At 71.1% G+C, this 14,194-nt stretch carries 17 protein-coding genes; 5 read left to right on the top strand and 12 right to left on the bottom strand.

The window, feature by feature from the left end:
- The first annotated feature begins 86 nt into the window (after positions 1–86).
- Positions 87–269: a DUF6104 family protein gene (locus IE207_RS08460; protein ID WP_136215066.1), complete on the top strand. Its 183-nt coding sequence runs from the start codon at positions 87–89 to the stop codon at positions 267–269.
- Between the two features lie 35 nt (positions 270–304).
- Here the strand turns inward: IE207_RS08460 and IE207_RS08455 are convergent, their stop codons facing one another.
- Together IE207_RS08455 and sodN are read right to left on the bottom strand one after the other, a co-directional pair.
- Positions 305–469 (bottom strand): hypothetical protein, encoded by a 165-nt coding sequence (locus tag IE207_RS08455; RefSeq protein WP_190183383.1) that lies wholly within the window; start codon positions 467–469, stop codon positions 305–307.
- A gap of 107 nt (positions 470–576) precedes the next feature.
- A complete protein-coding gene (gene sodN, locus IE207_RS08450) occupies positions 577–972 on the bottom strand; it encodes a superoxide dismutase, Ni (RefSeq protein ID WP_190183382.1) in 396 nt (131 codons plus the stop codon).
- A gap of 171 nt (positions 973–1,143) precedes the next feature.
- Between sodN and sodX the strand changes: the two genes are divergently transcribed.
- Complete coding sequence (sodX, locus tag IE207_RS08445) at positions 1,144–1,563, top strand: nickel-type superoxide dismutase maturation protease (RefSeq protein WP_190183381.1); 420 nt, start codon at positions 1,144–1,146, stop codon at positions 1,561–1,563.
- Here sodX and IE207_RS08440 read toward each other — a convergent pair.
- The 4 genes from IE207_RS08440 to IE207_RS08425 all read right to left on the bottom strand — a co-directional run bounded on the left by IE207_RS08440 (position 1,467) and on the right by IE207_RS08425 (position 4,953).
- Positions 1,467–2,096 carry a CGNR zinc finger domain-containing protein gene (locus IE207_RS08440; RefSeq protein ID WP_190183380.1) on the bottom strand — a complete coding sequence of 210 codons (630 nt, stop codon included), beginning with the start codon at positions 2,094–2,096 and terminating at the stop codon, positions 1,467–1,469. The genes sodX and IE207_RS08440 overlap by 97 nt on opposite strands.
- A gap of 155 nt (positions 2,097–2,251) precedes the next feature.
- Entirely contained in the window at positions 2,252–3,019 is a 768-nt protein-coding gene (locus tag IE207_RS08435; RefSeq protein WP_308433567.1) for an amino acid ABC transporter ATP-binding protein, read from the bottom strand.
- Positions 3,016–3,966, bottom strand: coding sequence for an amino acid ABC transporter permease (locus tag IE207_RS08430; protein ID WP_190183379.1), 951 nt, complete (start codon positions 3,964–3,966; stop codon positions 3,016–3,018). The genes IE207_RS08435 and IE207_RS08430 overlap by 4 nt, the downstream gene beginning before the upstream one ends.
- A 36-nt stretch (positions 3,967–4,002) precedes the next feature.
- Entirely contained in the window at positions 4,003–4,953 is a 951-nt protein-coding gene (locus tag IE207_RS08425) for an ABC transporter substrate-binding protein (protein WP_190183378.1), read from the bottom strand.
- 526 nt (positions 4,954–5,479) lie between these two features.
- Between IE207_RS08425 and IE207_RS08420 the strand changes: the two genes are divergently transcribed.
- Together IE207_RS08420 and IE207_RS08415 are read left to right on the top strand one after the other, a co-directional pair.
- Positions 5,480–6,682: an NAD(P)-dependent malic enzyme gene (locus IE207_RS08420; protein WP_190183377.1), complete on the top strand. Its 1,203-nt coding sequence runs from the start codon at positions 5,480–5,482 to the stop codon at positions 6,680–6,682.
- A 511-nt stretch (positions 6,683–7,193) separates the two neighbouring features.
- Positions 7,194–8,156, top strand: a complete 963-nt coding sequence (locus tag IE207_RS08415) for a zinc-binding dehydrogenase (protein WP_190183376.1) — start codon at positions 7,194–7,196, stop codon at positions 8,154–8,156.
- 118 nt (positions 8,157–8,274) lie between these two features.
- Here the strand turns inward: IE207_RS08415 and IE207_RS08410 are convergent, their stop codons facing one another.
- From IE207_RS08410 to IE207_RS08400, 3 genes are all read right to left on the bottom strand, one after another.
- Entirely contained in the window at positions 8,275–9,180 is a 906-nt protein-coding gene (locus IE207_RS08410; protein WP_190183375.1) for a PadR family transcriptional regulator, read from the bottom strand.
- A 1-nt stretch (position 9,181) separates the two neighbouring features.
- Complete coding sequence (locus IE207_RS08405) at positions 9,182–10,105, bottom strand: DUF4097 family beta strand repeat-containing protein (RefSeq protein WP_190183374.1); 924 nt, start codon at positions 10,103–10,105, stop codon at positions 9,182–9,184.
- 179 nt (positions 10,106–10,284) lie between these two features.
- Complete coding sequence (locus IE207_RS08400) at positions 10,285–11,217, bottom strand: LysR family transcriptional regulator (protein ID WP_190183373.1); 933 nt, start codon at positions 11,215–11,217, stop codon at positions 10,285–10,287.
- A gap of 208 nt (positions 11,218–11,425) precedes the next feature.
- Between IE207_RS08400 and snpA the strand changes: the two genes are divergently transcribed.
- Positions 11,426–12,088: a snapalysin gene (gene snpA / locus IE207_RS08395; protein ID WP_190183372.1), complete on the top strand. Its 663-nt coding sequence runs from the start codon at positions 11,426–11,428 to the stop codon at positions 12,086–12,088.
- A gap of 10 nt (positions 12,089–12,098) precedes the next feature.
- Here the strand turns inward: snpA and IE207_RS08390 are convergent, their stop codons facing one another.
- The 3 genes from IE207_RS08390 to IE207_RS08380 all read right to left on the bottom strand — a co-directional run bounded on the left by IE207_RS08390 (position 12,099) and on the right by IE207_RS08380 (position 14,170).
- Positions 12,099–12,302, bottom strand: coding sequence for a hypothetical protein (locus IE207_RS08390; protein WP_190183371.1), 204 nt, complete (start codon positions 12,300–12,302; stop codon positions 12,099–12,101).
- Between the two features lie 70 nt (positions 12,303–12,372).
- Positions 12,373–12,975 carry a GNAT family N-acetyltransferase gene (locus IE207_RS08385; protein WP_190183370.1) on the bottom strand — a complete coding sequence of 201 codons (603 nt, stop codon included), beginning with the start codon at positions 12,973–12,975 and terminating at the stop codon, positions 12,373–12,375.
- A gap of 145 nt (positions 12,976–13,120) precedes the next feature.
- Positions 13,121–14,170, bottom strand: coding sequence for a family 2 encapsulin nanocompartment cargo protein polyprenyl transferase (locus IE207_RS08380; protein ID WP_190183369.1), 1,050 nt, complete (start codon positions 14,168–14,170; stop codon positions 13,121–13,123).
- Positions 14,171–14,194 lie beyond the last annotated feature (24 nt).

The raw sequence follows: 14,194 nt of genomic DNA, 5'->3' as shown, positions 1-14,194 counted from the left end.
CGCCGGGGCAGGGAGGAACGGGAGGTGTGCGTGGTACGCGGATTATCCTGGCGGGAAACACCCCATCACGTCTTACGGAGCCGGACTTGTACTTCACCGATCGCGGCATCGAGGAGCTGGAGAAGCGGCGCGGCGAGGAGGAGGTCACCTTCGAGTGGCTCGCCGAGCAGCTCCGCACCTTCGTCGACCTCAACCCGGACTTCGAGGTCCCGGTGGAACGCCTGGCAACCTGGCTGGCCCGCCTCGACGACGCCGAGGACGACGAGTAGTCCCTCCGCGAGCGCCGGTTCAGCCCCTGCCGTCGTCACACCAGCCGTGCGCACTGCCCCGGCTGGTGGCGTACGGACGGCCCCTCCGCGAGGGTGCCGCGGACGGCCTCCGCGAGGGTGCCGGCTCCCGGCCGCGGGGGGCGCGGAGCCTCCCGCCACAGGTCCAGGGCCGCCGTGCGGGCTGCCGGGGCGTGGGCCACGGACGTGCTCTTCGAAAATGCCCAACGGCCCGGCCGCTCGAAGCGGTCGGGCCGTTGTCATGTGCGCTCTGACCAGCAGCGCAGGGGGATCCCCCGGGCGCCCAAGATCAGGCGGCCTTGGTCTCCCAGAAGATGCGGTCGATCTCGGCGATGAGTTCGAGGGCCTTCTGGCCCGTCGCCGGGTCGTTGGACGCCTTCGCTGCCGAGAGGGCCTTGAGGGTGTCGTTGACCAGGGTGTGCAGCTGCGGGTACTTCTCGAAGTGCGGCGGCTTGAAGTAGTCGCTCCACAGCACCGAGACGTGGTGCTTGGCGAGCTCGGCGCGCTGCTCCTTGATGGTGATCGCGCGCGCGCGGAAGTCGGCGTCCTCGTTGGCCTGGTACTTCTCCTGAACGGCCTTGACCGACTCGGCCTCGATGCGGGCCTGGGCCGGGTCGTACACGCCGCACGGCAGGTCACAGTGGGCGGAGACCTTCGCCTTGGGGGCGAAGAGGCGGGTAAGCATGGAGTTTGTCCTCCTCGTGATCGTCTTCTCAAGGGCGAGATTACTCGCTCGGCATGCGGAATTCGCGGGCGGCCCCGTGGGCTTCGGACAAAAGTCCAGCGCCGTACCGGCGGCGGTGAGCGAACGTACGGCGGCGTGCGGCAGCATGCGGGAGGGACGAGGAGGTCGTACATGGTGGACAGGGCGCGCCCGGGCGGGCAGTTCGGGCTGGCCGAGGTGTCGGGGCCCTCGATGGTCCCGACCCTGCTGCACGGGGACCGGCTGGTGGTCCGCTACGGGGCGCCCGTGCGCCCGGGGGCGGTGGTGGTGCTGCGGCACCCCTTCCAGCAGGACCTGCTGGTGGTCAAGCGGGCGGTGGAGCGGCGGCCGGGCGGCTGGTGGGTGCTGGGCGACAACCCGTACAACGCGACCGGCGACAGCACCGACTACGGGACGGTGCCCGAGGAGCTGGTGCTGGCGACGGCCGTGCTGCGGCTGCGGCCGCTCCCCGCCGGTCAGCGGTCGCTGAGGGCGCGGCTTTCCTGGGCGGTTTCGGCGCTGAGACCGCTGCGGGCGGACCCCTCGGCCTCCAGGCGCTTGCGGGCCCGGTAGGCCGCCACGTTCGCCCGGGTGGCGCAGCGGTCGGAGCAGTAGCGCCGGGACCGGTTGGTGGAGGTGTCGAGGTAGGCGTTGCGGCAGGGCGGCGCCTGGCACAGGCCGAGGCGGTCGGCGCCGTGCTCGGTCAGGTGGAAGGCCAGCCCGAAGGAGGCGAGGGCGGCGTAGCCCGCGGAGGCGTTCGAGGGGTGATCGGCGAGGTGGATGTGCCAGTGGGGGCGGCCGTCCTCGCCGAGCGAGTCGTGGCCGGTCACCTGGGGGCTGACCGGGAACTCCATGAGCAGGGAGTTCAGCAGGTCGACGGCGAGCACGTGGTCCCCGCCGTCGGCGGCCTCGAAGACGGAGCGCAGCCGGCCCCGGACGTTGCGGAAGCGGGTGACGTCGGCGTCCGTGACGCGGCGTGCGGCCTGCACCCCGGTACCAAAGAGGGCGCGTACGGCGTCCACCGAGGTGAGGGAGTCCTTGTTGCGGGCCGGCTCCTCGGTGTTGACCAGGCGCACGGCGTAGTCCGAGTAATGGGCCAGTTCCACGTCGAGTCCTTACGGCTGCGGATGGGGTCCCTGTAACGGCTGAGATTGCTACAAGGGTATTACGACCGCAGGGGTGCACCGGGCAGCGCGAAGGGGCGGTACGGGAATCCGTACCGCCCCTCTCAAAGCGCTCGACGAGCAGCGCTCGAACGCAACTACAGCACCTTGGACAGGAACGCCTTCGTCCGGTCGTGCTGCGGGTTGCCCAGGACCTCGCGCGGGTGGCCGGATTCGACCACCACACCGCCGTCCATGAAGACGAGGTTGTCGCCGACCTCGCGGGCGAAGCCCATCTCGTGGGTCACGACGATCATCGTCATGCCCGATTCGGCCAGGTCCCGCATGACGTCCAGGACGTCACCGACGAGCTCCGGGTCGAGCGCCGAGGTGGGCTCGTCGAAGAGCATCAGCTTGGGTTCCATGGCCAGCGCGCGGGCGATCGCCACGCGCTGCTGCTGACCGCCGGACAGCTGCGTGGGGTAGTTCCCGCCCTTGTCGCCGAGGCCGACGCGGTCGAGCAGCTTGACGGCGCGCTCGCGCGCCACCGCCTTGCTCTCGCCCTTGACCTGGACGGGCGCCTCCATGACGTTCTCGATCGCCGTCATGTGCGGGAACAGGTTGAAGCGCTGGAAGACCATGCCGATCTCGCGGCGCTGCGCGGCGACCTCGCTGTCCTTGAGCTCGTAGAGCTTGTCGCCCTTCTGGCGGTAGCCCACCAGCTGCCCGTCCACCGACAGCCGCCCGGAGTTGATGCGCTCCAGGTGGTTGATGCACCGCAGGAAGGTCGACTTGCCGGAGCCGGACGGACCGACCAGACAGAAGACCTCGCGCGGGGCGACTTCGAGGTCGATGCCCCGGAGGATGTGGGCGGCGCCGTACGACTTGTGGACGCCTTCTGCCTTGACCATCGGCTGGGCGGTCATCGCGCGACCTCCGTACGGCGGAACATGTTGAGGTTGGCACGCAGGCGCTGGAACGGCGTCGGCGGCAGGCTCCGCGTGGAACCTCGGGCGAAGCGGCGCTCCAGGTAGTACTGGCCGACGCTGAACACACTGGTCAGGGCCAGGTACCAGACGGATGCCACGAACAGCATCTCCATGATGGCACCGGCCGTGTTGCCGATGTTCGACGAGGCCCGCAGGAGTTCCGTGTACTGCACCGCCGAAACCAGTGAGGACGTTTTCAGCATGTTGATGAACTCGTTGCCGGTCGGCGGGATGATCACGCGCATCGCCTGCGGCAGCACGACACGGCGCATCGTCTTCGTCTGGGGCATGCCGAGCGCGTGCGCGGCCTCGGTCTGGCCCTCGTCGACGGACTGGATGCCGGCCCGGACGATCTCCGCCATGTAGGCGCCCTCGTTCAGGCCCAGACCCAGCAGGGCGACCATGAACGGGGTCATGACGGCGACCGTGTAGTTCTTGTAGATCGGCCCGAGGTTGATGTACTCGAAGATCAGCGACAGGTTGAACCACACCAGCAGCTGGACGTACACCGGGGTGCCGCGGAAGAACCAGATGTAGAGCCAGGAGACGGCGCTGGTCACCGGGTTCTTCGACAGGCGCATCACCGCGAACACGATGCCGAGCACGAGGCCCAGCGCCATGGCGGCGACGCTGATGAGGACGGTGTTCCAGAGGCCGCCGAGGACGGCCGGGTCGAAGAGCTTGTCGCCGACCGTCCCCCAGATGACGTTGCCCTGGGAGAAGGCGTAGACGAGCCACGCCAGCAGCGCGACGACGACGACACCGCTGATCCAGCGGCCGTAGTGCCGCACGGGGATTGCCTTGATCGCCTCGTACGGGGTTCCCGAGGCGCCGGGTCCGGCCGGCGGGGTTGCGGCCGGACCCTTGTCGATCTTGTCAGTCACAATGACTGCCCTTCAGTGGAGCGTGGAGCGCGGGACTTACTGACCGGCGTTGACCGTCGCGGACTTGACGGCACTGTCCTGCACGTTCCACTTCTCGAGGGCCTTGCCGTACGAGCCGTCCTTGATGGCGGCGTCGAGGGCCTGCTTGAGGGCGTCGCGCAGCTGCGTGTTGTCCTTGCTGACGCCGATGCCGAAGAGGCCGACGCCGGTCTGCTGGCCGGCGATCTCGAAGTCGTTGCCACCGCCGGAGGTCTTCACGGTGTACGCGGCGACCGGGTAGTCGTTCAGGTCGGCGACGGCGCCGCCGGCCTTGACGCGGGTCTGCGCCTCGGCGTCGGTGTCGAAGGCCTGGATGGTGAGCTTCTTGTCACCGCACTTCTCGGCCTGCTTCTTGAACTCGTCCTCGTACGTCGTCCCGCGCTGGACCGCGACGGTCTTGCCGCACAGGTCGTCCAGGGTCTTGATGCCCTCGGGGTTGCCCTTCTTGACCAGGAGCGAGAGACCGGAGGAGAAGTAGTCGACGAAGTCGATGCCCTTGCCGATCTTCTGACCCTTGTCGTCCAGGCCCTCCTGGCGCTGCTTGTTGTCCGTGATGGAGGACATGATCGCGTCCTCGCGGCCGGTGTAGATCGAGGTGATCAGGCCGTCGAAGGTGCCCGCGGTGAACTGGACCTTCACGCCGAGCTGCTTGGCGAGCGCGTCCGCGATATCGGGGTCGACACCGACGATCTTGCCGTTCTCGACGAATTCCATCGGGGCGTACGCGGAGTCCGTGCCGATCTTGATGACACCGGCGTCCTGGATCTTCTTCGGCAGGGCCGAGAAGAGCGGGGCGCTGCTGGACTTGGTGCCCGAGGAGTTCCCGGAGCCGCTCTTGGTCTGGTCGCCACAGCCGGTGAGGATCAGGGCGCCGGCGACCGCGATCGCGCCGACCGCGGCGATCCGGGACCGTGCGGCGGTCGAACGACGGGTGGTGCTTGCGGTCATGAGCTGGTTCCTCCGGCAGTGGGGAAAAAAGCATCCGAGAACGGTCGGGGCACGCACCATCGAGTGCAGCGACCTGTGTGATTACGGCATCTTGCCATTCGGACTGCGACATTCAGGGTGGTCGTCAGGTCAAAATCGGATAACGGGCCACACGGAGTTCCCAACAGGCCTGCGGCGACGGGGCCGCGGGGCCGCACTATGCACCGCCGACAGGGCGTTTGGCCGCAGTTTTTACTGTCGGTCTCGCCCACCGGACAGTAACGTCCGGACTTATGGGGGAAACCGGGGCAAGAGACCTGCGAACGTGAGGCAATCGACTCGTCCGGACGGGCGTTTTTCAGGTAGAACAGATCCTTACACCCCTCATCCGGGGCCCAGGGCGCGTGTGCGGCGCGCCCGCGCGTACGAAACCTCCCCTTCGCGGAGGCGGGACGAACCCGTCGATGCGGAGACGGACGCGGTGCCCGCCCACCCCTTAACCAGGAGTGGCCACCCTCAACGATTAAAGACTTAAGGGGTCAAACAAGTGGCAGCGGAGATCGTCAATCCTCGCAGCGACAGCGTGACGGACAACAACCCCGACGCGGTGTTCGCACTGCACCGGGGCGGCAAGATGGCCGTGCAGGCCACCGTGCCCGTCCGCGACAAGGACGACTTGTCCCTCGCCTACACGCCTGGCGTGGCGAAGGTCTGCAGCGCCATCGCGGAGAACCCGGAACTCGTCAACGAGTACACGTGGAAGTCCAACGTGGTCGCCGTCGTCACCGACGGCACGGCCGTGCTCGGCCTCGGGGACATCGGTCCCGAGGCCTCCCTCCCGGTGATGGAGGGCAAGGCCATCCTGTTCAAGCAGTTCGGTGGAGTGGACGCGGTCCCGATCGCGCTCGCCACCAAAGACACGGACGAGATCATCGAGACGGTCATCCGTCTCGCGCCGTCCTTCGGCGGGGTGAACCTGGAGGACATCTCCGCCCCCCGCTGCTTCGAGATCGAGCGCCGGCTCCAGGAAGCCCTGGACATCCCGATCTTCCACGACGACCAGCACGGCACGGCCATCGTGACGCTGGCCGCCCTGCGCAACGCGGCGAAGCTCACCGGCCGCACCCTCGGCGACCTGCGCGCCGTGATCTCGGGCGCGGGCGCGGCGGGCATCGCCATCGCCAAGATCCTCGTGGACGCGGGCATCGGCGACGTGTGCGTCACCGACCGCAAGGGCGTCGTCTCGGCGGACCGCTCCGACCTGACGGACGTCAAGGCCGAGATCGCGGGCCTGACCAACAGGACCGGTCAGTCCGGCCCCCTGGAAGCGGCCCTGTCCGGCGCGGACGTCTTCATCGGCGTCTCGGGCGGCACGGTTCCCGAGGAGGCGGTGGCGACCATGGCGAAGGACTGCTTCGTCTTCGCCATGGCCAACCCGAACCCGGAGGTCCACCCCGACGTCGCGCACAAGTACGCGGCGGTCGTGGCCACCGGCCGGTCGGACTTCCCGAACCAGATCAACAACGTGCTGGCCTTCCCGGGCATCTTCGCGGGCGCCCTCAAGGTGCGCGCGACCCGGATCACGGAGGGCATGAAGATCGCCGCCGCCGACGCCATCGCGGGCGTCGTGGGTGACGAGCTCGCCGCCGACTACGTGATCCCGTCGCCCTTCGACGAGCGCGTCGCCGAGGCCGTCGCGGCCGCGGTCGCCGCCGCGGCGAAGGCGGACGGCGTGGCCCGCCTGGTCTGATCGCCGCTCCGGCGAGACGCGTGACCGTACGGGCAAGGGCCCGGCCTGATGGATCCCATCCGGCCGGGCCCTTCCCGTTGCTCGCCACCTGGTCGCGGACGCACCCTCCTGGCCCCCGAACCGGGAGGGGTCGCCGCGCCTGTCGTGTGTCCGGGCGCACGGCGAAGCGGCGTACGGCCACACGAAGAGGACCGCGGCGCAGATGACAGGGCTGCCGATGACAGGCTCATGGCGAGCGCGCCGCATGGCCAGAATGTTACCCCTGCCGACGGGCTTGAATGACATTCCGGTTTACCACCGGGAAAGCCCAAACCGACTGGTACGAGTGGAAGTTGAGGGATGGACTATTCCTTCCGCCTGGATGCGGCGGATGGCCCGTTATAGACGCCGAGAACCCCCTGTCCGGTTCCCGCTATCGGCAGTGTTCGTCCGAGGGCACTGCGACGAAGGCCTCACCCGCCGCGCCCCGACAGGGGTGGCCCCTCGCGCTACCGGGCGGTAGCGTCGCGGCATGTTCGCTGCCTACGCCGCCAGAATCGACCGCGACCAGCCGCTGAACGGCCTTGAACTGGGCGAGCGCCCGGCTCCCGGGGCCCGCCCCGGCTGGGTGACCGTCAACGTCAAGGCCGCCTCGCTCAACCACCACGACCTGTGGTCGCTGCGCGGGGTGGGTCTCGGCGAGGACAAGCTCCCCATGATCCTCGGCTGTGACGCCGCCGGGACCGACCAGGACGGCAACGAGGTCGTCCTGCACTCCGTCATCGGCCAGAGCGGCCACGGGGTCGGTCCGGACGAGCCGCGGTCGATCCTGACCGAGCGTTACCAGGGAACGTTCGCGGAGCAGGTGACGGTGCCCGCCTGGAACGTGCTCCGCAAGCCCGCCGAGCTGTCCTTCGAGGAGGCCGCCTGCCTGCCGACGGCGTGGCTGACGGCATACCGGATGCTGTTCACCAACGCCGGGGTGCGGCCGGGGGACTCGGTCCTCGTCCAGGGCGCGGGCGGAGGCGTCGCCACCGCCGCGATCGTCCTGGGCAAGGCGGCCGGCCTGCGGGTCTTCGCCACGAGCCGGGACGAGGCGAAGCGCAAGCGCGCGGTGGAGCTGGGCGCGGTGGAGGCGTACGAGCCGGGCGCGCGGCTGCCGCAGCGGGTGGACGCCGTCATCGAGACGGTGGGCGCGGCCACGTGGTCGCACTCGGTGAAGTCCCTGCGGCCGGGCGGCACGCTGGTCATCTCGGGTGCGACGAGCGGCGACCGGCCGGCGCACGCCGAGCTGACGCGGATCTTCTTCCTGGAGCTGAAGGTGGTCGGCTCCACGATGGGTTCGAAGGACGAGCTGGAGGACCTGCTCGCGTTCTGCGCGGCCACCGGCGTACGGCCGGTCATCGACGAGGTCCTCCCCCTGGACCGCGCCCGCGAAGGCTTCGAAAAACTCGCCTCGGGCGACCTCTTCGGCAAAATCGTCCTCACGGTCTGACGCGGCAGCCCGCGGGCCCCACCGAACCCCAGCCCCGCCGGCCGTCAAGGCGCGGGGGCCGGGGCGGAGCCCCGGGAAGCCGCGAGCGCAGCGAGGGGGCCCGCCACCGGGCCGGGCCCTACGCCCGGTCCGGGCGGAGCGCCGCCGTCACGCGGGCGGCTGCCGCCGCCAGGTGGGCCCGGGCCTCGGCCAGCTGCGCCGGGGAGACCCCGTGGTCCCTCGCGGCATCACGGACGTCGTCGCGGAAGCGGTCCAGCAACCGGTCCAGGTCCCGCACCGGGTCGGCCGTCGGGCCCAGGTCCTCGGCCCAGCCCGCCTCCGCCGTCGGCGCGCCGGGCCGCCCGGCCTGCGCACCGGTACCTCCGTGGCCGCCGGCGCCACCCAGCCACGCCCCCGCCAGACTCCCCAGCACGCCGCCCGACTTCGAGAACTGCTCCTGCAGCTGGCTCGCGATCCGCTGGACCTCCTCGCGCGCCCGCTCCTGCGCCTCCTTCGCCTGGCGACGCGCCTGCTGCGCCTCCTCGCGCGCCCGGCGGCTCTCGTCCTTCGCCCGCCGCGCCTGCTCCTTCCACTCCGCCTTCGCCTTGCGGAGCTCCTCCTTGGCCGCCTTCCAGCCCTCGTCCTCACCGTGCGTGGCCGTCGCCGAGGCGGCCGCGGCCCGCATCTCGCGCCGCAGGTCCCCCGCCGCGCCCCGGACGTCGTCCCGGATCTCCGCGGCCAGTTCGGAGACCGAGTCGCGGATCTCCAGTTCCAGGACGGCGAGTTCACCGCCCCGGTCGGCCAGTTCGGCGCGGCCCGCCTCGGTGATGGAGTACACCTTGCGGCCGCCCTCGGTGGCGTGCGTGACCAGTCCCTCCGCCTCCAGCTTGGCGAGCCGCGGGTACACCGTGCCCGCGGAGGGCGCGTACAGCCCCTGGAACCGCTCCTCCAGCAGGCGGATCACCTCGTACCCGTGGCGCGGGGCCTCGTCCAGCAGTTTCAGGAGGTACAGGCGCAGGCGTCCGTGGGCGAAGACGGGCGGCATGTCAGAGCACCTTCTTGTCGAGCGCGAGCGGAGCGGCGGCGTCGGGGCCGTCGGCCGCCGGGCGGCGCAGCAGGGCGATGGCGCCGGAGACGGTGGTGGCCCGCAGCGTCCCGGTGCCGGCGCCGAGCGTTCCGGTGATCCGCTTGGCGGCCCACTGGCCGCTGACCCGCAGGTCCTCGAACGCGTTGGAGACGCCGCCGGTGGCGGTGTTGGCCTCCACGCGGGCGTCGGCGGGGTGCGGGAGGCGGATCGCGACCTGTCCGGACACGGAGTTCAGGGTGATGTCGACGGGGCGCGCGTCGGCCGGGTCGAGTACGAGGTCGATGAGCATGTCACCGCTGACCGAGTCGGCCCGTACGCTGCCGCCCGCGCCGTCGACGACCGTCAGTCCGCCGGAGACGGAGTGGAAGCCGAGTTCGCCGGTCACGGACTGCGCCTCGACGTTGCCGGACACGGTGTGGGCCTTGACCTTGCCGGAGAGCCCGACCAGGGTCGCGTCGCCGCTGACGCCGTTGACGTCGGTGGCGCCGCTGATGCCGGAGACGAAGGCGGCCGCGCTGACGGTGGCCAGCTGGACGGCGGTGGCGGCGGGGACGGTGAGGGTGACGGTGGCGCTGCGTTCCCAGGCCTTGCGGCCGTCGGCGGAGCCGGACCAGGCCTTCCAGGGCTTGCCCTCGAACCACTTCTTGAAGCCCTGGGAACCGTTCCAGGGCAGGTCTTCGTAGGAGACGGTGAGGATGCCACCCTCCTGCACGACGTGCAGGGGCGGCCCGTTGACCTCGGCCACTTCGAGGCGGGCGGGGCCGTCGTCCGCGGCGACGACGTTGACCGTGCCGCCGACGACGCGGACGCGGAGTTCGGTCACCTGCTGCTCGAAGGTGAGCTTCTGCGGTTCGGCGACGGACCACGTCATCTGCTCTGCCATGGTTCTGATCCTCCTCGTGGGCGCACGAACGGTGCTCGACGCTCGCAACATATCGCGTCTTCTGGGAACACGATATATCGCGGATCGGGGAAGTCAAGCGGCCGACACGCCGGTACGCCGACACGCGCGCGGGCAGCCCGGGGACCGGACGGTGTCCGGGGACGCGGGAAGGAACGGGCCTACGCGGCCAGCAGCGGGCTCGCGTGGTGGTGCAGCCACGCCCGGTACGGCGCGGTGCGCAGGGCCGCCTCTCGATAGGCGGCGCGAAGGTCCTCGTACACCTCCGCGTGCGCGCCCGGCCGGCTCGCCAGCAGCAGGCGTACGGCGAGCGGGTCGCCCGAGAGCGGCCGGATCGCCATGTCGTCACGGGGGCCGGAGGTCGGCTGGCAGGGGGCGACGGCCTCGCCGGAGACGATCAGCGAGGTCGCGGTGTGGTAATCGGCGTGCAACACCGGCGGGTCCACCCCGGCGCCGGCGAAGACCCGCCGCAAGCCGTCCCACTCGCCGTCCACCGACGGGTCGACCGTCCAGCGATCGGCGGCGAGTTCCCGTAACTCCACCACCGGCCGCCGCGCCGCGGGGTGGTTCCGGGACATGGACACGAACTGCGGCTCCCGCTCCATCAGCACGCGCAGTTCCAGCCCGGGCGGCACCCGCAGCGGGCATCCCTCGACCTCGTGCACGAACGCCACGTCCAACTGCCCCGCGTCCACCATCCGCAGCAGGGCGTTGGCCGATACGTCGACCACCAGCGAGGTCTCCGTCTCCGGCGAGCGGCGGTGCAGTCTGCGCAGCCACCCGGGCAGGGCCCGGCTGGCCGTGGAGCCGATCCGCAGGCGGGGTCCGCGGGCCACCGCGCGGGCGTCCGCCACCAGGGCGGCCATCTCGGCCAGCAGCGGGCGCGCCCGCCCCAGTACCGTGCGCCCGAACGGCGTGGGCCGGCAGCCGGTCCGTTCGCGGAGGAACAGCTCGCCCTCCAGGGCCCGTTCGATCCGGCGGAGCTGGGTGGTCAGGGAGGGCTGGCTCACGCCGAGCTGCCGCGCCGCCTTGTGCAGGCTGCCGGCGTCGGCGATGGCGCACAGTGCGCGCAGATGCCTGACCTCAAGCTCCATGACCAGAGGGTAGGACGGCCCAGGTCGGCCGCACCAGCCACCGGTATCCCCTCGAATCCGGCCAATTTCCCGGAAGTTGGCCTGCGCAAAACCAGCCGATAGCCCGGTGTTATCGGTGGCTGACATCATCCGCCGAGCGGTGACGCTCCCGCAGACTCCGGTACCGAACGACCCACCCCCCACACCGGATGAGTAGGAGCTCCCCCACATGCGCCACTCCCGCACGGCCGTTCCGGCCGCCGCCACCGTAGGTCTCGTTCTCGCCGCCGCCCTGGCCGGCATCGCCCCCACCGCCAACGCCGCCCCCGCCCCGTCCGGCAACGCCGCGAGCTACGCCGCGTACGAGCGCTCGCCGGAGAACCAGGCCGCCAACCGGGCCTTCTTCGAGGCCGTGCAGCGCTCGGTGGCCGAGCAGCGCGCCGCGAACCCCGGCCTGATGGCCGTGACCGTCACCTACAACACCCGCAACGCGCCGAGCTTCCGCACCGTGATAGCCCGCTCCACGCAGATCTGGAACGGCTCGGTGTCCAACGTCAAGCTCCAGGAGGTGTCCTCGGGCGGCAACTTCTCGTACTACGAGGGCAACGACTCACGGGGTTCCTACGCGAGCACCGACGGCCACGGCCGCGGCTACATCTTCCTCGACTACGCGCAGAACCAGCAGTACAACTCCACCCGGGTCACGGCGCACGAGACCGGGCACGTGCTGGGTCTGCCGGACCACTACTCCGGCCCGTGCAGCGAGCTGATGTCGGGCGGTGGGCCGGGCACCTCGTGCACCAACCCGAACCCGAACGCCGCCGAGCGCTCCCGCGTGAACCAGCTCTGGGCGAACGGCCTCGTCGCCTCGGGCCTGGGCACCAAGAGCTGACCCCGCTGAGCTAACCCGCCGATCCCTGGTAGCGGGGGCAGTCGGGGGCCGGGCACGGCCCCGGGCCCCAGTCCGGTACGAAGATCCCCAGGGACTTGCGCCGCCCGACGATCACCCGCTCCACGGGGCGCCCGCAGTCCGGGCACGACTCCTGCTCGTGCCCGGACTGCGCGGCGTCCGCCGCACCCGCACGCTGTCGCTCATCACCGGCCATACCTCCACGGTAGGCCGGTTCGGCGCATCCGGCGGGGCGGGAGCGGGGGCCGGGAGCCGGGGCGGGAGCCTCACGGCTGCGGCTTGCGCCACATCGGCCACATCAGCGGTCCGTCCGGCAGCCGCACCGCGGTGCCGGTGAACTGCCACCCGAGCCGCTCGTACAGCGCCTTGCTGCGCTCGCTGCTGGCCTCCAGGTACGCCGGAACCGCCTCGCGGTCGCACCGCTCCAGCACCGGGCGCATCAGTTCGGTACCCAGCCCCTCGCCCTGCCGCCCCGGAGCCACCGCGATCATCAGGAGGTACTCGTGCTCCTCGGCGGTGGGGTGCACCTCGCCCGTCAGACGGCCGACCAGCTCGCAGCGCTCGTTGTCCGGGTCGGCCACCGCACGCATCTTCGCCGGGACGTCGTCCCCGGCGGCCTCCCCCTCGTGGTTCCCGGCGGGGACCCGCAGCCACAGCGCGGCCGCCGAGCCGTCGGCCGCGTAGTCGATGCGGCCCTCCGCCAGCGCCACGTCCACGAACACGCCGAGGAACTTGCCGTGCACCGCCGCCCGGTGCTCGGGGTCCGGGAAGACCCAGCTGCTCACCGGGTCGTCGCGGAACGCCTCGTCCAGCAGCCGGGTTACCGCGTCCCGGTCCGACTGATCCGCCCTACGTATCTCCAGCACCACGGAACCCACCCCTCACTCACGTTGCAACAACCGTGAGCGATCCTAGAGTTGGGCTCCGGACGCGGACAGGCCTGTTCCGGCACCATGCGGTGCCGGAACAGGCCTCCTCCCCGCGGGTCCTGCGAAGACACCTGGTGCGGCGACGTCACCTGGTGCGGCGCGTGACGAACTCCGCCAGCGCCAGCAGGCCGCCCGCCGCCCCGAGGTCCGGCACCGCCCGCGACAGCTGCTGCACCGCCCGGCCCATCCGGTCGGCCGCGTGGGCCTGCGCCCAGTCGCGGGCTCCGGCCCGGTCCACCGCGTCGGCGGCCCTTCGTACGTCGTCCCCGGTCATGGGGCCGGCGTACAGCTCGGCCAGCTCCGCCCCGGCCTTCGTGCCCGAGGTGAGGGCGGCCACGACCGGGAGGGACTTCTTGCGGGCGATCAGGTCGGCTCCGGCGGGCTTGCCGGTGTGCCCCGGGTCGCCCCAGATGCCGATCAGGTCGTCGATCAGCTGGAAGGCGAGCCCCGCCTCCCGGCCGAAGCCGTCCATCGCGTCGGCCTCGTCCGGTCCGGCCCCCGCGTACAGGGCGCCCAGCGCGCAGGCGCAGCCCAACAGGGCCCCGGTCTTGGCGGTGGCCATCGTCAGGCACTCGTCGAGGGAGACGTCCGGCCGCTGTTCGAAGGCGCAGTCCGCCTGCTGCCCGGCGCACAGCTCGATGACGCAGGCCGCGAGCCGGGCGGCGGCAGCCGCCGAGGCCGGGTGCGGGTCCTCCGCCAGCTGTTTCAGCGCGAGCGCCATCATGGCGTCACCCGTGATGAGTGCGTCCGGTGTGCCGAAGACGGTCCAGGCCGTGGCGCGGCCGCGCCGCCTGACGTCCTTGTCGATGATGTCGTCGTGCAGGAGCGTGAAGTTGTGCGCGAGCTCCACGGCCACGGCCGCGCGTACGGCGTCCGCCTCATCGCCGCCCGGCCCGCTCAGCGCCCGCATCGCCGCCAGGACCAGGGCCGGGCGGATGGCCTTGCCCGGGTTGCCCGCGGCGGGGGTGCCGTCGGCGTGCTCCCAGCCGAAGTGGTACATCGCCACGCGCCGCATGGAACCGGGCAGGAGCTCGACCACCCGGCGCAGTCGCGGGTTGACCGTTTCCCTCGTCCGTTCCAGCAGGGCCGCCGCTTCCTGACCCTCGCCCGTGGTGACCGCACCGGTGGCCGCCATCGCGTGTCCCGCCGTGCCCCGAGC

Source organism: Streptomyces cirratus (assembly GCF_014650775.1).
Taxonomy (GTDB): Bacteria; Actinomycetota; Actinomycetes; order Streptomycetales; family Streptomycetaceae; genus Streptomyces; species Streptomyces cirratus.
This window is presented reverse-complemented; position numbering and strand designations above follow the sequence as displayed.

What these genes read in the sequence shown, in the direction of transcription:
- sodN (WP_190183382.1), bottom strand. Translation starts at nt 972, where the DNA reads ATGCTTACCCGCCTCTTCGCCCCCAAGGCGAAGGTCTCCGCCCACTGT.
- sodX (WP_190183381.1), top strand. Translation starts at nt 1,144, where the DNA reads ATGGTGGACAGGGCGCGCCCGGGCGGGCAGTTCGGGCTGGCCGAGGTG.
- IE207_RS08435 (WP_308433567.1), bottom strand. Translation starts at nt 3,019, where the DNA reads ATGACCGCCCAGCCGATGGTCAAGGCAGAAGGCGTCCACAAGTCGTAC.
- IE207_RS08425 (WP_190183378.1), bottom strand. Translation starts at nt 4,953, where the DNA reads ATGACCGCAAGCACCACCCGTCGTTCGACCGCCGCACGGTCCCGGATC.
- IE207_RS08415 (WP_190183376.1), top strand. Translation starts at nt 7,194, where the DNA reads ATGTTCGCTGCCTACGCCGCCAGAATCGACCGCGACCAGCCGCTGAAC.
- IE207_RS08410 (WP_190183375.1), bottom strand. Translation starts at nt 9,180, where the DNA reads ATGCCGCCCGTCTTCGCCCACGGACGCCTGCGCCTGTACCTCCTGAAA.
- IE207_RS08405 (WP_190183374.1), bottom strand. Translation starts at nt 10,105, where the DNA reads ATGGCAGAGCAGATGACGTGGTCCGTCGCCGAACCGCAGAAGCTCACC.
- IE207_RS08400 (WP_190183373.1), bottom strand. Translation starts at nt 11,217, where the DNA reads ATGGAGCTTGAGGTCAGGCATCTGCGCGCACTGTGCGCCATCGCCGAC.
- snpA (WP_190183372.1), top strand. Translation starts at nt 11,426, where the DNA reads ATGCGCCACTCCCGCACGGCCGTTCCGGCCGCCGCCACCGTAGGTCTC.
- IE207_RS08390 (WP_190183371.1), bottom strand. Translation starts at nt 12,302, where the DNA reads ATGGCCGGTGATGAGCGACAGCGTGCGGGTGCGGCGGACGCCGCGCAG.
- IE207_RS08380 (WP_190183369.1), bottom strand. Translation starts at nt 14,170, where the DNA reads ATGGCGGCCACCGGTGCGGTCACCACGGGCGAGGGTCAGGAAGCGGCG.